This is a genomic window from Halopseudomonas sp. SMJS2 (assembly GCF_029866945.1).
GTDB classification, from domain to species: domain Bacteria; phylum Pseudomonadota; class Gammaproteobacteria; order Pseudomonadales; family Pseudomonadaceae; genus Halopseudomonas; species Halopseudomonas bauzanensis.
On record NZ_CP123445.1, the window covers coordinates 726,235 to 745,934 of the forward strand.

At 61.3% G+C, this 19,700-nt stretch carries 20 protein-coding genes; 17 read left to right on the plus strand and 3 right to left on the minus strand.

The annotated features are described in order from the left end of the window. The first annotated feature begins 3 nt into the window (after positions 1-3). Entirely contained in the window at positions 4-1,182 is a 1,179-nt protein-coding gene (purT, locus tag QAO71_RS03590) for a formate-dependent phosphoribosylglycinamide formyltransferase (protein ID WP_280165266.1), read from the plus strand. Positions 1,183-1,281: 99 nt separating this feature from the next. Here the strand turns inward: purT and QAO71_RS03595 are convergent, their stop codons facing one another. Next, entirely contained in the window at positions 1,282-2,565 is a 1,284-nt protein-coding gene (locus QAO71_RS03595) for an HlyC/CorC family transporter (protein WP_036991015.1), read from the minus strand. A gap of 33 nt (positions 2,566-2,598) precedes the next feature. Beyond that, the gene (gene ccsA, locus QAO71_RS03600) at positions 2,599-3,399 is read right to left on the minus strand and encodes a cytochrome c biogenesis protein CcsA (RefSeq protein WP_036991014.1); all 801 of its coding nucleotides are present in this window, start codon (positions 3,397-3,399) and stop codon (positions 2,599-2,601) included. 156 nt (positions 3,400-3,555) lie between these two features. Between ccsA and ffh the strand changes: the two genes are divergently transcribed. The 10 genes from ffh to QAO71_RS03650 all read left to right on the plus strand — a co-directional run bounded on the left by ffh (position 3,556) and on the right by QAO71_RS03650 (position 12,555). Then, a complete protein-coding gene (ffh, locus tag QAO71_RS03605; protein ID WP_036991012.1) occupies positions 3,556-4,965 on the plus strand; it encodes a signal recognition particle protein in 1,410 nt (469 codons plus the stop codon). Between the two features lie 172 nt (positions 4,966-5,137). Further along, positions 5,138-5,386, plus strand: coding sequence for a 30S ribosomal protein S16 (gene rpsP, locus QAO71_RS03610; protein ID WP_036991011.1), 249 nt, complete (start codon positions 5,138-5,140; stop codon positions 5,384-5,386). Between the two features lies 1 nt (position 5,387). Continuing rightward, positions 5,388-5,930: a ribosome maturation factor RimM gene (gene rimM / locus QAO71_RS03615; RefSeq protein ID WP_036991010.1), complete on the plus strand. Its 543-nt coding sequence runs from the start codon at positions 5,388-5,390 to the stop codon at positions 5,928-5,930. Positions 5,931-5,933: 3 nt separating this feature from the next. Continuing rightward, a complete protein-coding gene (trmD, locus tag QAO71_RS03620; RefSeq protein ID WP_036991009.1) occupies positions 5,934-6,683 on the plus strand; it encodes a tRNA (guanosine(37)-N1)-methyltransferase TrmD in 750 nt (249 codons plus the stop codon). Positions 6,684-6,715: 32 nt separating this feature from the next. Next, positions 6,716-7,063 (plus strand): 50S ribosomal protein L19, encoded by a 348-nt coding sequence (gene rplS, locus QAO71_RS03625; RefSeq protein ID WP_036991008.1) that lies wholly within the window; start codon positions 6,716-6,718, stop codon positions 7,061-7,063. Positions 7,064-7,163: 100 nt separating this feature from the next. Then, the gene (gene xerD / locus QAO71_RS03630) at positions 7,164-8,081 is read left to right on the plus strand and encodes a site-specific tyrosine recombinase XerD (RefSeq protein WP_051611096.1); all 918 of its coding nucleotides are present in this window, start codon (positions 7,164-7,166) and stop codon (positions 8,079-8,081) included. Positions 8,082-8,128: 47 nt separating this feature from the next. Next, positions 8,129-8,848 carry a bifunctional protein-disulfide isomerase/oxidoreductase DsbC gene (dsbC, locus tag QAO71_RS03635; protein WP_280165267.1) on the plus strand — a complete coding sequence of 240 codons (720 nt, stop codon included), beginning with the start codon at positions 8,129-8,131 and terminating at the stop codon, positions 8,846-8,848. Positions 8,849-8,912: 64 nt separating this feature from the next. Further along, positions 8,913-10,220, plus strand: coding sequence for a homoserine dehydrogenase (locus tag QAO71_RS03640; RefSeq protein ID WP_136869101.1), 1,308 nt, complete (start codon positions 8,913-8,915; stop codon positions 10,218-10,220). Positions 10,221-10,297: 77 nt separating this feature from the next. Beyond that, positions 10,298-11,704: a threonine synthase gene (gene thrC / locus QAO71_RS03645; RefSeq protein ID WP_280165268.1), complete on the plus strand. Its 1,407-nt coding sequence runs from the start codon at positions 10,298-10,300 to the stop codon at positions 11,702-11,704. 416 nt (positions 11,705-12,120) lie between these two features. Next, positions 12,121-12,555 carry a CopD family protein gene (locus QAO71_RS03650; RefSeq protein ID WP_280165269.1) on the plus strand — a complete coding sequence of 145 codons (435 nt, stop codon included), beginning with the start codon at positions 12,121-12,123 and terminating at the stop codon, positions 12,553-12,555. 26 nt (positions 12,556-12,581) lie between these two features. Here QAO71_RS03650 and QAO71_RS03655 read toward each other — a convergent pair whose 3' ends face one another. Beyond that, positions 12,582-13,061 carry a DUF2231 domain-containing protein gene (locus QAO71_RS03655; RefSeq protein WP_074780995.1) on the minus strand — a complete coding sequence of 160 codons (480 nt, stop codon included), beginning with the start codon at positions 13,059-13,061 and terminating at the stop codon, positions 12,582-12,584. A 168-nt stretch (positions 13,062-13,229) separates the two neighbouring features. Here QAO71_RS03655 and coxB point away from each other — a divergent pair, with 168 nt between their 5' ends. The 6 genes from coxB to QAO71_RS03685 all read left to right on the plus strand — a co-directional run bounded on the left by coxB (position 13,230) and on the right by QAO71_RS03685 (position 19,697). After that, the gene (coxB, locus tag QAO71_RS03660; protein WP_235833896.1) at positions 13,230-13,805 is read left to right on the plus strand and encodes a cytochrome c oxidase subunit II; all 576 of its coding nucleotides are present in this window, start codon (positions 13,230-13,232) and stop codon (positions 13,803-13,805) included. Then, a complete protein-coding gene (ctaD, locus tag QAO71_RS03665; protein ID WP_280165270.1) occupies positions 13,798-16,302 on the plus strand; it encodes a cytochrome c oxidase subunit I in 2,505 nt (834 codons plus the stop codon). Before coxB ends, ctaD begins: the two co-directional genes overlap by 8 nt. Before the next feature lie 9 nt (positions 16,303-16,311). Continuing rightward, a complete protein-coding gene (locus QAO71_RS03670) occupies positions 16,312-16,656 on the plus strand; it encodes a hypothetical protein (RefSeq protein ID WP_136869104.1) in 345 nt (114 codons plus the stop codon). Beyond that, positions 16,647-17,483, plus strand: coding sequence for a cytochrome c oxidase assembly protein (locus QAO71_RS03675; protein ID WP_280165271.1), 837 nt, complete (start codon positions 16,647-16,649; stop codon positions 17,481-17,483). Before QAO71_RS03670 ends, QAO71_RS03675 begins: the two co-directional genes overlap by 10 nt. Then, the gene (locus QAO71_RS03680; RefSeq protein WP_280165272.1) at positions 17,480-18,064 is read left to right on the plus strand and encodes an exopolysaccharide biosynthesis protein; all 585 of its coding nucleotides are present in this window, start codon (positions 17,480-17,482) and stop codon (positions 18,062-18,064) included. The genes QAO71_RS03675 and QAO71_RS03680 overlap by 4 nt, the downstream gene beginning before the upstream one ends. Before the next feature lie 88 nt (positions 18,065-18,152). After that, positions 18,153-19,697 (plus strand): glucan biosynthesis protein G, encoded by a 1,545-nt coding sequence (locus tag QAO71_RS03685; protein WP_136869107.1) that lies wholly within the window; start codon positions 18,153-18,155, stop codon positions 19,695-19,697. The last annotated feature ends 3 nt before the right edge of the window (positions 19,698-19,700 follow it).

The window sequence follows — 19,700 nt, forward strand, 5'->3', positions numbered from 1 at the left end:
GGCATGCCCCGCATAGGAACACCACTGACCGGGAGTGCTACCCGTGTACTGCTGCTTGGCTCCGGCGAGCTGGGCAAGGAAGTGACCATCGAGCTCCAGCGCCTGGGCTGCGAAGTCATTGCCGTTGATCGCTACGCCAATGCTCCGGCCATGCAGGTGGCGCACCGCAGCCACGTGATCAACATGCTGGATGCCGCCGCGCTGCGTCAGGTCATCGAGCTGGAGCGGCCGGCTTATATCGTGCCGGAGATCGAGGCCATTGCCACCGCGGCGTTGGTCGAACTGGAAACGGAAGGTTACACCGTCATCCCCACGGCCCGTGCCGCACGGCTGACCATGGACCGGGAGGGCATTCGCCGGCTGGCCAGTGAAGAACTGCAGTTACCGACGTCGCCCTATCGCTTTGCCGAGGGTCATGCGGATTATCTGGCGGCGGTCCGCGAGATCGGTCTGCCCTGCGTGGTCAAACCGGTGATGAGCTCCTCGGGCAAGGGCCAGAGTCTGCTGCGCAGTGAACAGGATATCGAGGCGGCTTGGGAATATGCCCAGTCTGGCGGCCGCGCCGGAGTGGGGCGGGTCATTGTCGAGGGTTTCGTCGATTTCGATTACGAGATCACTTTGCTGACGGTGCGGCATGCTGCCGGCACCAGTTTCTGCGCGCCCATTGGCCATCGCCAGGAAGGGGGTGACTATCGTGAATCCTGGCAGCCGCAGCAAATGAGTGAGCAGGCGCTGGCACAGGCCCAGCAGGTGGCGCGCAGCATCACCGATGCGCTGGGCGGTCGCGGTGTGTTCGGTGTTGAGCTGTTCATCAAGGGCGACCAGGTGTGGTTCAACGAGGTATCGCCGCGTCCACACGACACCGGCCTGGTAACGCTGATCTCCCAGGACCTGTCGGAATTTGCCCTGCATGCCCGCGCCATTCTCGGACTGCCGATTCCACAGATCCGTCAGTTCGGTCCTTCGGCCTCGGCGGTCATCATGGCTGAAGGCTGCTCCGAGTCAGTCGGCTATGCCAATCTGCAGCAAGCGCTCAGTGAACCGGACACCCAGTTGCGGCTGTTCGGCAAGCCCGGGGTGGACGGATTGCGGCGGATGGGTGTGGCGCTGGCGCGGGATACGGATATCGAACTGGCGCGGGCCGGCCGCCGCTCGGCGGAGGCGGTGCAGGTCGAGCTATAGATAGAAGCTGTATAGATAGAGGCTGCACTTTTCATCTGGGGGCAGCCTTGGCCGCGAACGAGCTCTCGCCGTCTTGAGCACGGCCGGAGTCTCTGATTATCAAGCCTCCGGCGTTTCCCGCGGACGCGGCTGCACCTGCCAGATGCGCACGCTCTTGACCATGTTGTCCTTGGTCTGCAGGATTTCCATGCGGTATTGACCAACGCTCAGGCCCACACTGTTTTCCGGGATGCTCTCCAGGCGCTCTGTGATCAGGCCGTTGAGCGTCTTGGGGCCATCCTCGGGCAGCTTCCACAGCAATTGGCGGTTGATCGCCCGCAGGGCCACGCTGCCATCAATGACATGACTGCCGTCCGCCTGGGGGTGGATATCATGATTGGCGGGCAGCAGATCGGTGGTGAATTCGCCGACGATCTCTTCGAGAATGTCTTCCAGGGTCACCAGTCCGATCACGTCACCATACTCATCCACCACAAAGCCGATGCGTCGCTTGTGCTTCTGAAAATTCAGCAACTGGGTGTGCAGTGGAGTATTTTCCGGAATGAAGTACGGGTCCTTGCAGCAGGCGATCAGGTTTTCCTTGGTCAACTCGTTGCGGCTGAGCAGGCGGGCAATGTGACGCATGTGCACCAGGCCGGTGACGTTGTTGATGTCGCCGCGAAATACCGGTAGTCGGGTATGGTGACTGGTGCGCAGCTGGTCAAGGATCAGCGGCATCTCATCGTCCAGATCGATGCCATAGGCCTCGTTGCGCGGCACCATGATGTCATTGACCGTCATCTTCTCCAGATCGAGGATGCTCAGCAGCATGTTCTGGCGCTTGCGGGTGATGCCCAAGCTGGCCTCGTTCACCACGGTGCGCAGTTCCTCGGCGCTGAGCTGGCCGCCATCGCTGCTGTTCGGGTTGACTCCCATCAACCGCAGCAAGGCATTGCTTATCGAGCTGCATAGCCAGACCACCGGGTAGAGCACCCGTTGCAGCATCTGGAGGATGATGCTGACGCGAAAGGCGATCATCTCTGGGTGCAACGCCGCCAGGGTTTTAGGCGTTATTTCGCCAAAAATGAGGATGACAATCGTCAGGGCAATGGTGGAAATGGCGATGCCGGCATCACCCCATAACCGTACCGCGACCACGCTGGCGATGGAGGCTGCAAGAATGTTGACGATGTTGTTGCCAACCAGAATGGTACCCAGCAGGCGGTCGGGGCGGCTGAGCAGTTTCTCGGCCCGCTGGGCTGAGCGATTGCCCTTCTTGCTGACGTGTTTGAGGCGGTAGCGGTTGAGGCTCATCATGCCCGTTTCCGAGCTGGAGAAGAACGCCGAGAGGACGATGAGCACGGCCAGTATCAGTAGGAGAGCACCGATATTTGTATCATTCACGGGCAGCCCCGGTACGGTTGGTGAGTGTTGCCATCACATCGGCAGAATGAATTCGCTGACCAGTTTGCTGCCGAAGAACGCCAGCATCAGCAACAGGAAACCGCCCAGCGTCCAGCGGATCGCGAAGCTGCCGCGCCAGCCGCGAAAATGTCTGCCCCATAGCAGAATGCCGAACACCACCCAGGCCAGGCAGGACAACAGGGTCTTGTGCGCCACGTTCTGGGCAAACATGTTGTCGAGGAACACGAAGCCGGACAGCAGCGACAGGGTGAGCAGCACCTCGCCACAGAGCACGAACTGGAATAATAGCGCTTCCATGGTCTGCAGCGGCGGGAAGGTGCGGTTGAAACGCACCGGATTACGATGCTTGAGCTGGTTGTCCTGAACGGCCAGCAAGCCGGCCTGGAAGACGGCGATGGTGAAAATGCCATAGGCCAGGATCGACAGCATGACGTGGATCATCAACGCCGAATGGCCAGGAATGACCGCTGCGCCATGGGACGGAAACAGCCAGGCCAGCAGGTCGGTGATCAGCGCCAGCGGGAAGAGTCCGATCAACAGGCTGGTGACCGGTGCGCGCAGGCTGAATATCAGGGTGACCGCCAGTACCAGCCAGGCGATTAACGAGGATACATGGAAGAAGCCGAACGACAAGCCATTGCCGGTGAAGATCTGGACATAGAGACCGCCCGCGTGGCACAGCAGGGCGACCAGGCCAATACCGCGCAGCAAACCGGGGCTGGCACTGCGCCGCCGCATCAGGCAACGAATCTGGTAAAGCGTACCGCCAAGATAGAAAGCAGCGGCAAGCAGGCTGAATATCGGTGCTGTCATACGTCCTTGAAAATGCCTATCAATTAGAAGTGGAGTGTCGCACAAGCCGCGTTGAGGATAAAGCGCTTGCTGCATCCATACCAACCCCAATGTATACTGGCCGGCCAGTACGCCTCAACCCGTCACGGGGTACGCGGGGCAAAGGAGAATTCATCGATGTTTGAAAATCTTACCGAACGCCTCTCGGCGAGTCTGGCGGGGGTCACCGGCCGCGCCAAGCTGACCGAGGACAATATCAAGGACACCTTGCGCGAAGTACGCATGGCGCTGCTTGAGGCTGACGTCGCCCTGCCGGTGGTCAAGACCTTCGTGGACCAGGTGCGTGACCGTGCCGTGGGCCAGGAGGTGTCCCGCAGCCTGTCGCCAGGACAGGTGTTCGTCAAGATCATCAAGACCGAGCTGGAAGCGGTCATGGGCCAGGCCGAAGGGCTGAACCTGGCGGTATCGCCGCCGGCCGTCATTTTGATGGCGGGCCTGCAAGGTGCCGGTAAGACTACCAGCGTCGCCAAGCTGGCCAAGACTCTGCGCGAACGCCAGAAGAAGAAGGTCATGGTGGTCAGTGCCGACGTTTACCGTCCGGCCGCCATCAAGCAGCTCGAGACACTGGCCACGGAAGTGGATGTCACCTTCTTCCCGTCGGATCTGAGCCAGAAGCCGGTCGCCATTGTCGAAGCGGCCATGCGTGAAGCGAAGAACCGCTTCATGGATGTGCTGATTATCGATACCGCCGGCCGTCTGCATGTCGACGCCGACATGATGGACGAGATCAAGGCGGTACACGCGGCAGCCAAGCCCGCCGAGACGCTGTTCGTGGTGGACGCCATGACCGGTCAGGACGCCGCCAACACGGCCCAGGCGTTCAACGAGGCGCTGCCACTGACCGGGGTGATCCTGACCAAGGTCGACGGTGATGCGCGCGGTGGTGCTGCGCTGTCGGTGCGGCACATTACCGGCAAGCCGATCAAGTTCCTTGGTGTCGGCGAGAAGACCGATGCCCTGGAGCCTTTCCATCCGGACCGGGTCGCCTCGCGCATCCTCGGCATGGGTGACGTGCTCAGCTTGATCGAACAGGCCGAGCAGAAGCTGGACAAGGACAAGGCCGAAAAATTGGCCAAGAAGCTCAAGAAAGGCAAGGGCTTCGATCTGGAAGATTTCCGTGATCAACTGCAGCAGATGCGTGGCATGGGCGGGCTGGGCTCGATGATGGATAAATTGCCGATGATGGGCAAGATCAATCCCGCGCAGATGGAAACCGCCCAGACCCAGGCGGAAAAGCAGTTCAAGCAGATGGAAGCGATCATCAACTCGATGACGCCCGCCGAACGGCGTAACCCCGACATCATCAGCGGCTCGCGCAAGCGCCGTATCGCGGCCGGCTCCGGTAGCCAGATCCAGGATATCGGCCGGGTGATCAAGCAGCACAAGCAAATGCAGAAGATGATGAAGAAGGTCAGCGGCAAGGGCGGCATGGCCAAGCTCATGCGCGGTATGGGTGGCATGGGTGGCGGCGGTGGTGGTGGCATGCTGCCGCCGGGCGGCGGCATGGGCGGAATGCCCCGTTTCTGACGGGTTGCGCCGGCCGGGTTCGGCCTTGAAGTCGTGCCCGTCGGCCCGCTAGCGGGTCGGGGCACAAAAGAGTTTCATTTGTTTGCGATATTCCGTAGAATACGCGACCTTTCGGGCTAGATGCTCGTAATGAATTTGTGAGTCTTACTCAAATACAGGAAATGATGTCCACATGGTAACCATTCGTCTTGCTCGTGGTGGCTCCAAGAAGCGCCCTTTCTATCACCTGACTGTTGCCAACAGCCGCAATGCCCGCGATGGCCGCTTTGTTGAGCGCGTTGGTTTCTTCAACCCGGTTGCTGCCGGTGGCGAGCCTCGCCTGTCCGTTAACCAGGAGCGCGTAAGCTACTGGCTGGGTCAGGGCGCACAGCCGTCCGAGCGCGTTGCCTCCCTGCTGAAGGAAGCTCAGGCCTCTGCCTGATATGACACGCCAGCCTGAGCCGGCTGGATCGCCTCTGGTGGTCCTCGGCAAGATCGTATCGGTTCATGGCATACGCGGAGCGGTGAAGGTGTATTCGCACACCGACCCGCTGGACAACGTGCTCGACTACCCCGAGTGGACTCTCCGCAAGGGTAGTGCGCAGCAATCGGTGTCCGTCGTTGCGGGACGTGTTCAAGGGCGCATTCTGGTGGTTCAGCTCAAGGGGCTGGATGACCGGGACAAGGCGCTTGAGCTGGTGGATTGGGAAATCTGCGTGCCGCGAGCTGAATTGCCGGCGTTGGAAGACGGCGAGTTTTACTGGCATCAGCTGGAAGGACTGCAGGTAGTGACCCTTGAGGGTCAGCTGCTCGGTCGTATCGACCACCTGCTGGAAACCGGCTCCAACGATGTCATGGTGGTAAAGCCCTGTGCGGGCAGTCTGGATCAGCGCGAACGGCTGTTGCCGTATCTGCCGGATCTGTACGTAAAGCACATCGACCTGGCGGAAGGTGTCATGCAGGTCGATTGGGATCCGGAGTTCTGACCGGTGTGGGCCGGTGTGGTAACCCTGTTTCCCGAGATGTTCACGGCGCTGACCGAGCACGGAGTGACCGGCAGGGCCGTCAAGCGAGGGCAACTGACCGTCGAGTTCAGTAATCCTCGTGAGCATGCCCATGATCGTCATCGCACGGTCGATGACCGGCCCTTTGGCGGTGGTCCGGGCATGTTGATGAAAGTCGAGCCGTTGTTGGAGGCCATTGAGGCCATCCGGCAAAAGGCGCCTTCAAGCCCAAGGGTGATCTATCTGTCGCCCCAGGGTCAGCCGCTGACGCAGCAACGGGCCGAAGAGCTGGCCCAACTGGACAGTCTGGTCCTGCTGTGCGGCCGCTACGAAGGCATCGACGAACGCATTGTCGAGACCTGTGTCGACGAGGAAATATCCATCGGCGACTACGTACTGTCCGGCGGTGAGCTGGGAGCCATGGTGCTCCTGGATGCGGTAACCCGACTGATTCCCGGCGTGCTTGGGCACGTGGATTCAGCGGCAGAGGATTCCTTTTCGGAAGGGTGGCTGGACTGTCCACACTACACCCGGCCGGAAGAGTTTGCGGGGCAGCGCGTACCGGAGGTGCTGCTCAGTGGTAATCATGCACTGATCCGGCGCTGGCGTCTCAAGCAGTCCTTGGGCAGAACCTGGCAACGACGCCCGGAGCTGCTCGCAGAACTGACGTTGAGCAAAGAACAGCAGCAACTGTTGGCGGAATACATCCGCGAACAGGAAACCGATAACCATTGAAGCAAGTCCGGCGGCTTGTAGGAGTTTTAGAAATGTCCAACATCATTGCCCAGCTCGAAGCAGAGCAGATGACCCGTGAAGTTACCCCGTTCGCACCGGGTGACACTGTCATCGTCCAGGTTAAAGTGAAGGAAGGCGATCGTCAGCGTCTGCAGGCCTTCGAAGGCGTGGTTATCGGCAAGCGTAACCGCGGCCTGAACTCCGCTTTCACCGTCCGCAAGATCTCCAGCGGTGTCGGCGTCGAGCGTACCTTCCAGACTTTCTCCCCGATGGTTGACAGCATCACCGTCAAGCGTCGCGGCGACGTGCGCAAGGCCAAGCTGTACTACCTGCGCGCCCTGTCCGGCAAGGCAGCCCGCATCAAGGAAAAACTGTCCTGATCGGACGTTTTACCTGCAAACAAAAAACCGCCTCCGGGCGGTTTTTTGTTGCCTGCGACAAAAGCCTTTATGATGTCCGGCGACCTTGTTCGAGACCTGCATGAATACGCCTGACCCCAGCCCACCCAGTGACGATGATCTGCGCGCTATTGGCCGCTATCTGGACAGCCTGTGGCTGGAGCGTGGCTTAGCCGCGCATACGCTGGAGGCCTATCGTACCGACCTCCATCTGCTGGCCGGCTGGCTCGCGGGGCGGGGTGGCCTGTATGGAGTCAGCCGGGGGGATCTGCTGGAGCATCTGGCCTGGCGGATCAATGCGGGCTATCAGGCACGCTCTACTGCGCGTTTGTTGTCCTGTCTGCGCGGCTTCTACCGTCATGCCTTGCGGGAAGGATTGATAGGCGAAGACCCGACGCTGGATATCGCCATGCCGCAGCTGGGCAGGCCGCTGCCCGAGTCGCTCAGCGAGGCGGATGTGGAGGCGCTGTTGGCGGCGCCGGATGTGACCGATAGCCTCGGCCTGCGGGATCGTTGCATGCTGGAGGTGCTCTATGCCTGTGGGTTGCGCGTCAGCGAGCTGGTGGGGTTGCGGCTGGATCAGCTGAATACGCGTCAGGGCGTGCTGCGCATCATCGGCAAGGGCAGCAAGGAGCGGTTGGTGCCGCTGGGCGAGGAGGCGCTGGTCTGGATCGAGCGCTACTGCGAAGAGGCGCGGCCGGCGCTGCTCAAGGGCAAGCCCAGTGATGTGCTGTTTCCCAGCCAGCAGGCGCGGCAAATGACCCGCCAGACCTTCTGGCACCGGATCAAGCTGCATGCGCAGCAGGCTGGCATTCGCACCGCGTTGTCGCCCCACACCCTGCGTCATGCCTTTGCCACGCACCTGCTCAACCATGGTGCCGATTTGCGGGTAGTGCAGATGCTGCTCGGTCACAGCGATCTGTCCACCACCCAGATCTACACCCACGTTGCCCGACACCGGCTGCGCGACCTGCATGCCAGTCATCATCCCCGTGGGTGAGAAAACCGTTTCATGATAAGCTTGCCTGTCATCAAGAGGATTGATCAATGCGACTGAAACATCTGACAGCCGGTCTGCTCGCCCTGTGCGCTACCCAGGTCTGGGCTGATGCGGAACAGAGCATCCGGCAGAGTCTGGATAAGCTGAGCTTTCCCGTGGCGGTGTCGGCGATTTCCGAGACGCCGGTCAGCGGTCTGTATCAGATCCAGTTGGATAACGGTCGCGTACTGTACGGCAGTGCCGATGGCAAATATCTGGTGCAGGGCGCGCTGATTGCCGTCAATGACGGGCAGCCGCGCAACCTGACCGCTGAAGTCGAGGCCAAGGCCATCGGCGAGGTGATCAATGGTATTTCGCGCGAGGATCTGGTGATCTTCACTCCCAAACAGCCGAAAACCCATATCACTGTGTTCACCGATGTGGATTGCGGCTACTGCCGCAAGTTGCACGAGGAAATCGGCGACCTGAACGAGCTGGGTATCGAAGTGCGCTACGCGGCCTTCCCGCGCGCCGGTCTTGACAGCAAGACGGCAGAAGTCATGGGCTCGATCTGGTGTGCAGACGACCGCCAGGCCGCGATGACCCGAGCCAAGCAGGGCAAGTCGATAACGCCGGTCACCTGCGAAAACCCGATCGCCGAACAGTATCAGCTGGGCGCGCAGGTCGGTGTGCAGGGTACGCCGGCAATCTTCATGGCCAATGGGACGCTGGTGCCCGGCTACAAGCCGGCACAGGCACTGGCGCAAGAGGCCATTGCCAATCAATAACAGCTCATCACTGATGGGCTGATCAACGCAGTTATTACAACATAGAGAAACGTGGGGGCTTGGTTTGAAACCGGTCAAAGTGGGTATATGTGGTCTGGGCACCGTCGGCGGTGGCACCTTCAATGTTCTGCAGCGCAACGCCGAGGAGATTGCCCGCAGGGCAGGCCGGGCGATCGAGGTGACCCATATTGCCACCCGGCACCCGAACCCTTCCTGCAATGTCGGTGACCATGTACAGGTGTGCGATGACGCCCTGGCGCTGGCCAGCAACCCGGATATCGATGTCATTGTCGAGCTGATCGGTGGTTACGATCTGGCGCTGAAGATCGTCATGCAGGCGATTGCCAATGGCAAGCATGTGGTCACCGCCAACAAGGCGTTGATCGCTGTGCATGGCAACGAGATCTTTGCTGCGGCCCGCGACAAGGGCGTAATGGTCGTGTTCGAGGCCGCGGTGGCTGGCGGCATCCCGATCATCAAGGCACTGCGCGAAGGCCTGGCGGCCAACCGTGTCCAGTGGCTCGCGGGGATCATCAACGGCACCGGCAACTTCATCCTTACCGAAATGCGCGACAAGGGACGTACCTTTGCCGATGTGCTGGCTGAAGCTCAGGCGCTGGGCTATGCCGAGGCGGATCCGACCTTTGACGTGGAAGGCATCGATGCTGCGCACAAGCTGACCATTCTGGCGTCGCTGGCGTTCGGTATCCCGCTGCAGTTCGACAAGGCCTACACTGAAGGCATTACCAAGCTGACCACCGCTGATGTGAACTACGCCGAAGCCTTCGGCTACCGCATCAAGCACCTGGGTATCGCCCGGCGCACCGCTGATGGTGTCGAGCTGCGTGTGCACCCGACGCTGATTCCGGCGGACCGTCTGCTGGCCAATGTACATGGCGTAATGAACGCGGTGATGGTCAACGGCGATGCGGTCGGCTCGACCTTGTATTACGGCGCCGGTGCCGGTGCGGAACCCACCGCGTCCGCGGTGGTGGCGGATATCATCGATGTGGCCCGCGCCATGGCCACTGAGCCGAGCAGCCGGGTGCCGCATCTGGCCTTCGGTGCCGACACGCTGTCTGATCTGCCCGTACTTCCGGTGGGCGACGTAGAAACTGCCTACTATCTGCGGCTGCAGGCGCAGGACCGCCCTGGCGTTCTGGCGCGAGTGGCAAGCATCCTGTCCGAGCGTGGCATCAATATCGAATCGATCATGCAGAAGGACGTCGAGGAGCAGGACGGCCTGGTGCCGATCATCATCCTCACTCACCGGGTCCGCGAGCAGAGCATGAACGACGCCATCGCCGCCATGGAAGCTCTGGATGAAGTCGCCGGACCGCTGATGCGAATCCGCGTAGAACAATTGGACTAAACCGAGCTGGGAGTGGAGAGCCGACGTGCTGCCAGCGTCAGGCTCCTGCTTCAAGCCAAAACCTGAAGGGTTTTGTAATGCGTTATATCAGCACTCGCGGCCAGGCGCCGGCTCTGAATTTCGAAGACGTGTTGCTGGCCGGCCTGGCCAGCGATGGTGGCCTGTATGTGCCGGAGAACCTGCCGCGCTTCACCCAGGAAGAGATCGCTTCCTGGGCCGGCCTGCCGTACCACGAACTGGCTTTCAACGTGATGCGTCCGTTCGTTGCCGGCAGCATTGCCGATGCCGACTTCAAGGCGATCCTCAAGGATACCTACGGCGTGTTTGCCCACAATGCGGTGGCGCCGTTGCGTCAGCTGGATGCCAACGAATGGGTGATGGAGCTGTTCCATGGCCCGACCCTGGCATTCAAGGATTTCGCCCTGCAGTTGCTGGGCCGCCTGCTTGATCACTTCCTGACCAAGCGTGGCGAGCGCGCAGTGATCCTCGGCGCTACGTCCGGTGACACCGGCTCGGCCGCCATCGAAGGCTGCCGCCGCTGCGAGAGCGTGGATATCTTCATCCTGCATCCGCACAACCGGGTATCCGAAGTGCAGCGCCGGCAGATGACCACTATCCTCGGCGACAACATCCACAATATCGCCATCGAAGGCAACTTCGACGATTGCCAGGAGATGGTCAAGGCCAGCTTCGCCGATCAGGGCTTTCTCAAGGGCAACCGGCTGGTCGCAGTCAACTCGATCAACTGGGCGCGGATCATGGCGCAGATCGTTTACTACTTCCATGCTGCCCTGCAGCTGGGCGGCCCGCAGCGCTCCATGGCGTTCTCGGTACCGACCGGCAATTTCGGCGATATCTTCGCTGGCTATCTGGCGCGCAACATGGGTCTGCCGATCAGCCAGTTGGTAGTGGCTACCAACCGCAACGATATCCTGCACCGCTTCATGAGCGGCAACCGCTACGACAAGGACACCCTGCATCCGTCGCTGTCGCCATCGATGGACATCATGGTGTCGTCCAATTTCGAACGCCTGCTGTTCGACCTGCATGGCCGCAACGGTGCGCTGGTCAAGGAGTTGATGGACAACTTCAAGCAGACCGGCAAGCTGACCGTGGAGGACGAGCGCTGGACCGAGGCCCGTCGTCTGTTTGATTCACTGGCAGTGGACGACGCAGCTACCTGCGCGACCATCGCTGACGTCTATCGCGATTGTGGCGAATTGCTCGACCCGCACACAGCCATCGGGGTTCGCGCTGCCCGTGAATGTCGGCGCAGCATGGCCACGCCGATGATCACCCTGGGTACCGCGCATCCGGTCAAGTTCCCGGAAGCCGTGCGCAAGGCCCAGGTGGAGGAACCGCATCTGCCGCCGCATCTGGCAGATTTGTTCGAGCGTGCCGAGCGTTGCAGTGTGTTGCCCAATAGCCTGACCGACATCCAGCAGTTCGTGGCGGCCCACGGCAATCGGGGCAAGCCGCTGTAACACGCAGCCGTACTTGCCCGGGCTAGTAGCGTGCCTGCTCTGCAGAGGGGCACGCTGCAGGCCCGCAGGCGTAGCGCAGGTGCGCTACACCCCGTTTAAAACGGTGCGCTTTAAATGGGCGCATTGGTTGGCGAAAGGCTGGTCCGCTTTTCGGGTTGTCGAGCACCTGCTCGACGACGGGGCAGCAGAACACTGGGTATGGCCGTGGTTCCTCACTACCGCTATGACCTCACGCCCCGATGGACTCTCCATCTTCTGAAACTTTCTGCAACGCCCCACGCCAATTTCACTGGCACCAACCGCTGCCCTTCGTTGTCCGACATCTCAGGGAGGCTTTGAACAAGTCCAAATCGTCTCCCCAGCCTCGCTCCCCGGCCAGGTTCACTGACTCGCGAGATGACAGGAGTTGACTCGGCATGCTCTGGTTTCTGGTGCTGCACATCATTGCGCTGGTGTTCTGGGTGGCTTCGTTGCTGTATCTCCCGGCCTTGATTGCCGGACACGAAGCCCGACGCTCGCCGGTAGAAGTGCGCGTCAATCCCCACAATTCCATCGAACGCTTCGTTTTCACCCGGATTGCCACCCCCGCTGCGCTATTGGCGATCATCGCTGGCACCTTGGTATTTGTGGTTGATGGCACCGTGGATGGCTGGCTGGTGGCCAAGCTGACGGTGGTGACCGCGTTGGTGGTCTGCCATGTCCTGGTCGGGCTGCTGGTGTTGCGCATGGAGCAGAAGGAAGATCGTCCCCTGCGAGGCTGGTGCGTCACCGTGGCGGTGGTCTGCTGTGGGCTTTTCTCGTTGATTCTCTGGCTGGTGTTGGCCAAGCCGGCCGTGGAGCTGCCGCTATGAGCGAAATATCGCGGCAGCTCAACCATTCATTCCGGCTGGGCCGGCTCCGGCGCTTCTTCAAAATCAACCCCGACGGCATGGTCATAGACCAACTGACCACCGAGCAGGCTGGTAGCGCCGATGGCCAGGCCGCTCAGCACCGACAGGAACAGTCCCCAGGGCAGGATGGCCGCCTCGGCTTCGCCAATGCGCATCAGCCAGTTCAGCGACGCCAGCGACAACAGCATCACTGCCAGCACAGCATGACACCAGGCGGTGATCAGCCGGCGGATCTGCGGCACGATCAACAGGTCCAGCAAGCCGACGGTGCCCGAGACCCAGCCGCCGAGCGTACCCACGCCGGCCAGCCAGAGCCCGGCCCTGGCCCAGAATTGATCGCCGGTAAGCACAAAGCCGATATCGGTGCCGATCAGCCCGATCAGGGCAGCGACGGGGAAGTGAATGAGCATGGGATGAATCGGGTGACCGCCAATCGACATTTTGCTGGCGATGGATTCGGACATCATGGAAAAGAACCTCCTGAACAACCAAACCGGCCACGTATTGGCCGGAGCCCTGCGTCAAGCCTAGCAGCCTGGGCCGGTCTCGGCCTGCTGAGTGGCTGCACTGGCCCATACTCGGCGCTGGATCCTGCCGGACCCTCTGCTGCCGGCGCGGCTGGATTGTGGTGGGCCATGGCCGGATTTTCCGTGGTCACCCTGGTGGTCGTGGTGTCGTTATGGCTGTATGCGCTGCGCCGCCGGCCGGGTGAGGTATCGGATGAACAGGCCCAGCGAATCCAGAATCGCTGGGTCATCGGTGGTGGGCTGATTCTGCCGATTGCCAGTATCACCGCGTTGCTGGCCTTCGGTATTCCCATTGGCCATCGCATGCTGCCATTGCCATTGGCCGAGGAAGAGCCTCTGCGTATCGATGTCACCGCACGGCAATGGTGGTGGGATGTCAGCTATCCCGCCAGTGGCATCCGCCTGCGTGATGAATTGCATATCCCGGCGGGTATGCCGGTGGATCTGCATCTGACCAGCGAGGATGTGATCCACTCCTTCTGGGTGCCGCGACTGGGGGGCAAACTGGACATGCTGCCGGGGCGGACCAATGTGTTGCGCCTGCGGGCCGACGAGCCGGGCCTGTATTACGGTCAATGTGCAGAGTACTGCGGTACCGGTCACGCGCACATGAAATTCACTGTGCGGGCCCACGCGCCGGGCGAGTTCGACGCCTGGCTGGAAGGAGCGACGGTCGATGAGTGAGCAGCAGAAACACAGTGCCCAACTGCACGAGCAATTTGACCGGGTATGGGGCAACCTGCCGGGCTTCGGTCAGCTGGCGGCGGTCAACCACACTTCCGTGGGGCTGCGGTTCGTTGTTACCGGGTTGTTCTTCTTCCTGGTCGGCGGCGTACTTGCCATGCTCATGCGGACGCAGTTGGCCTTGCCAGAGCAGGAGATCATCGGTCCCGAGTTGTACAGCCAGCTGTTTACCATGCACGGCACCCTGATGATGTTCCTGTTCGCCATCCCGATTCTGGAAGGGGTGGCGATGTATCTGATCCCCAAGATGGTGGGCGCCCGCGACCTGGCATTTCCCCGGCTTGGCGCCATGGGTTATTACTGCTACCTGTTCGGCGGGTTGATCATTCTGTCGAGCCTGGCCCTGAGCATTGCGCCGGATTCCGGCTGGTTCATGTATACACCGTTGAGCAGCAGCACTTTTTCACCGGGGCCGGGATCGGACTTCTGGTTGCTGGGCATCACCTTCGTCGAGATCTCTTCGATGACGGGGGCAATCGAGCTGGTCATCTCGATTCTACGCACCCGTAGCAATGGCATGAGCTTGCGGCGGATGCCGATCTTCTGCTGGTACATCCTGGCCATGGCGCTGATGATCGTGTTCGGTTTCCCGCCGCTGATTCTCGGCAGTATCCTGCTGGAGCTGGAGCGGGCGGCGGGTCTGGTGTTCTTCGAAGTAGCCGGCGGCGGTGATCCGCTGCTGTGGCAACACCTGTTCTGGCTGTTCGGCCATCCGGAGGTATACATCATCTTCCTCCCTGCGGCCGGTATCGTTTCGACCCTGATTCCGGTCTTCGCCCGGCGGCCCATTGTTGGCTATCGCTGGATAGTGTTGGCGGTCATCGTCATGGGCTTCATCAGTTTCGGGTTGTGGGTGCACCATATGTTCACGGTCGGCATACCGCAGCTGGCCCAGGCATTCTTTTCCATGGCCAGCATGCTGGTGGCGATCCCCACGGCGATTCAGGTATTTGCCTGGTTGGCCACCCTGTGGACCGGGCGGGTGGTGTGGAATCTGCCGATGCTGTGGATTCTCGGGTTTCTGATCATCTTTGTCGCCGGTGGCCTGACCGGGGTGATGCTGGCGCTGGTGCCCTTCAACTGGCAGGTGCATGACACTCACTTCGTGGTGGCGCACATGCATTACGTGCTGGTGGGCGGCATGCTGTTCCCGCTGATCGCCGGGCTCTATTACTGGCTGCCCCATGTGTCCGGCCGCATGCCCTCGGATATGCTGGGGCGCTGGGCTTTCTGGCTGGTATTCATCGGCTTCAACATGACCTTTCTGCTGATGCACCTCACGGGGCTGCTGGGCATGCCGCGCCGGGTCTACACCTACGAGGCCGGACTGGGCTGGGATTGGCTGAATCTGCTGTCGTCCATCGGTGGTTTCGTCATGGCCATCGGCATTGCCATGTTCCTGCTGGATATCCTCCTGCACTTTCGCTTCGGCCGCCGCGCACCACGTAATCCCTGGGGGGCGGATAGCCTGGAATGGGCGGTCGCCATGCCGGTGACCACCTATAACTTCATCAGCCTGCCGGATATCCGCAGCCGCCATCCACTCTGGCACAACCCGCAATTGCCCTTCGAGATAGAGGAGGGCAAGCATGCCATGGCAGTCATTCGCCACGGGCGGCGGGAGACCTGGGGTTCGGACGCGGTTACCGGGCGTGTGCGGGAGGTAGTGCACCTGCCGAGCCACTCCTGGATTCCGCTGCAGGCCGGGGTGGTGCTGGCCATTGTCTGCCTCAGCCTGCTGCTCAAGACCTACTGGCTGGCATTGGGCGCGACGCTGGTGGCCGCCTTCATCATGCTGCGCTGGAGCTGGGTCAATGGCGCTCATCCGGACATGGCGCCGGTGCGGGACGACGACCCAAGCGATCCGCCGCTGCACTCACGCACCCATGATGGTCCCGGCCGCTGGGGCATGCTGGTGACGTTGATGGCCAACGGCTCGTTCTACGCCTCCCTGTTGTTTGGCTGGTTCTACTTGTGGACGGCCTCTCCGCAATGGCAGGCGCCGGAGCAGGGGCCATTGGCGCTGATGCCGCTACTTGCCAGCGGGGTGCTGCTCAGTCTGGCGGTAGTCGTTTATCAGTGGCTGACGCAGCGGCTGCGCCGGGGTGTCACTCGTCATTTGCAGGGCGGCCTATGGATAAGCGCGGGGATCGGGTTGATTCATGTGGCGGTGCTGGTATGGCTGATGCTGGCTGCGGAGCTGACGCCTACCCAATCGGCCCACGATTCGGTCCTGGCGGTAATGCTTGGCTATCTGTTATTCCACGGGGCTCTGTCGGCAGTTGCGACGGCGATGCAGGCCGTACGGGTGCGCTTTGGCTACGTCAGTGCGCAGCTGCCCTACGAGCCGTTGGTGCTGCAGCCGTTCTGGAGTTACACGCTCGGCGTATTCTGGCTCAGCTTCGCTGCCTTCATTTTGCTGCCGATGGCCTGGTAAGGAGCGCCCATGACTTTTCCGCCCTGGCATCCCATCCACCTGATCACCGGCCTGACAGTATGGGCTATCTGGTTCGTGGTGCTCTATGGCGGGCTTTCAGTAGCCTGCGAAGTGGTGCCGCCGGACCCGACCCGGGGGCCGCTGAACTGGCTCAACGCGTTGCTCTGGCTATCCACTCTGGTGGTAGTCGGCGTGCTCGGCTGGGCTGCCTGGCATTGCGCTCGTGGCACTCCCGAGAACACCCAGCCGAACCGACGTTTCGTCGCCCGGACCTCGGCCGGGCTTTACTTTCTATCCGCCTTCGCCACGTTGGCAGTGGCGGTACCAGTCTGGTTTCTGCCGCCATGCATATGACCTATCGCATCCCATGCGCCATGGCCCTGGTCCTGCTGACGCTCAGTCCCAGGGCCATGGCGCACAGCCCCCTCGACAGTGACGGCGCCGATCTGATCAGTGCGCTGATCAGTGTTGGCATGCTATTGACGTTCTGGCTGCTGTTCCTGGTTGGCCAGTTGCGGCGCCCGACACGCTGGTGGCAGTCGCTATGCTTTCATCTGGGGTCAGCGATATGCCTGTTCGCCATCGCCGGCCCGCTGGATGAATGGGCTGAGACCAGCGCCTCGGCTCACATGACCCAGCACATGTTGTTCATGGTGGTGATCCCGCCGCTGTGGGTGCTGGCCCAGCCACTGGCACAGATGATCAGCAGCGGCGGCCAGCTGGTTCTGCTGTTCTATCGCGGGCTGTTGAAACTCGCGCACTGGCCGATGGCGATGGCCTGGTTGCACGGGCTGATCCTCTGGTTCTGGCACATGCCGTACTTCTATGTTCTTGCGCTGGAGAACCCCTGGTGGCATGCGGTGGAACATCTGATGTTCATTCTTTCCGCCGGGCTGTTCTGGTGGTCGGTGTTACAGAGCCGCCATTCGGGCGGACCGTGGGCGCTGCTTGCCCTGTTATTCACGCTGATGCATACCGGGGTGCTGGGCGCGATTCTCACCTTCGCCCAGGCGCCTTTCTACGGCGACGCCCGCGACCTGCAGGACCAGCAGCTCGCCGGACTCATCATGTGGGTTCTCGGTGGTCTGCCCTATATCGCGGCGTCCGCGTGGATCGGCCTGCGCTGGTATCGGCAGCTGGATCGCACGATGCGGTTGGGCGCCGGGGAGGACAATGCATGAAGCAGCAACCGAGCAGTCTGGAACAGTTGCTCGACCGCATGGACGAAGCCGGGGAAGGGGAGGAGGCGGTATCGCTGGACAAGCTGATGGAAACCATCGGCAAGCGTTCCTTCGGCCCGATATTGCTGCTGATCGGTCTGATTCTCATATCACCGCTGAGCGGTATCCCCACGCTGCCTTCGACCATGGGAGTGGCGGTTTTCCTGATCGCGGTGCAGATGCTGGTACTGCGTAAACACATCTGGCTTCCGGGGTGGATTCTGCGTCGCAAGATCGGGCAGCAGAAACTCGCCAAAGCGTCGCAATGGCTGCGGCGCCCCGCGCGTTTTGTCGACCGCCTGGTAAAGCACCGATTGAGCATCCTGGTGGACGGCCCCGGCAGCTGGCCCATCGCGCTGGTCTGTCTGGTATTGGCGGTGACCCTGCCTCTGCTCGAGCCCGTGCCCTTCGCCGCGAGCAGCGCCGGGCTGGCATTGACCTGTTTCGGCCTGGCGATGACCGCCCATGACGGTGTACTGGCGCTGCTGGCTTACAGCATCACTCTCGGCGTCGGTTGGCTGATTGCCAATAGCTTCATGTAATGGGAACTGATACAGGGCTTGGCTACCTAAACCTTAGTATCGAAAACCGCAACGGTTTGCCGCTATATCGATTAAGGGAGACTGCAGGATGACGATAGGTTTGAAGCGCCTGATGTGTTCTATCTGGCTGGTGATACCGTTGACTGCCGGAGCGGAGGAATTTCAGTTCCAAACGGTAATCGACAAGGCCGAGTCATTGGCAGACAGCGCCTGGAAGGCGCCCCCGCAAGTGCCGCGCTTTCTCCAGGAACTGAGTTATCACGATTACCAGAGTATCCGCTTCAAGCCCGAGAGCAGCCTGTGGCGAGAAGAAAAGCTCCCCTTCAATCTGATGCTGATTCCGCCGGGGTTGTTCTACCACCATGCGGTGCGCATCAACCTGATCGAGGGCGGCGAGGCGCAGCCGCTGGCCTTCGACAAGACGCAATTCAGCTATCCCAACAGCGAAGTGGAGAAGCTCATGCCAGCCGATCTCGGCTTTGCCGGCTTCAAGCTGACCTTTCCCTTCGATGCGCCGGATATCCAGAATCAGTTCCTGGTGTTTGCCGGTGCCAGTTATTACCGGGCGGTGGGTCGACACAACAACTTTGGCCTGTCGGGCCGGGGTATCGCCGTCAATACCGGCTTGCCCAGCGGCGAGGAGTTTCCTTCCTTTATCGAATTCTGGCTGGAGAAGCCCGCCGCAGACGCCGAGACGCTGACCTTTTACGGGCTGCTGGATGGCAAGAGTCTGACCGGGGCCTATCGCTTCACCGTGACTCCCGGTGATGAAACGGCGCTGCAGGTCGAGTCGGTACTGTTTCCACGCCAGGCCATCGAGCTGGCGGGTGTGGCGCCGCTGACCAGCATGTTCTACTACGGCCAGAACACGCTGCGCCCGGACGGTGAATGGCGGCCAGAGGTGCATGACAGCGATGGGCTGCTGATCCATGACGGCGCCAGTGATGAATGGTTGTGGCGTCCGCTGAACAACCCGGCCACCCTGACCATGGACTACTTCGGCACTCACAACGTGCGTGGCTTCGGACTGTTCCAGCGTGACGCCGATTTCGGCAGCTACATGGACCCGGAAGCGGGCTACGACACGCGGCCCAGTGCCTGGATCGAGCCGCAGGGCGACTGGGGCAAGGGGCATGTGGTGCTGACCCAGCTACCGACGCCGGATGAGACCAATGACAATATAGTGGCGTTCTGGACTCCCGACGGTGGACTCTCGGCAGAAGGTCCGCACCGGTTCGACTATATCGCCCGCTTCGGCATGGCCGACCTGGTGGACAGCCCCATGGCTCAGGCGGTGGACAGCTTTCTTGGCGACGGCACTCGCATCGGCGGGGGAGATGTCGAGGGCGCAGTGCGGGTGGTTGTCGACTTTGCCGGCGGCCCGTTGTCGGACTATCCCACCGAGGCTCCGGTAGCCGCCGACGCCACCGCCCTGGAGGATGGTGAGCTGATCGAACAGTTCGTCGAGTATGTTCCCGCCCTTGAGCGGTGGCGGTTGTCGATGTTGGTGAAGCCGGCACCGGATCGTCCGCTATCGGTACGCGCCTTCCTGCGCGAAGGTGACCAGACCCTGAGCGAAACATGGACCTATCAGCTCGCACCCGGCAGTGATGTATTGAATGTCATCAAATAACCT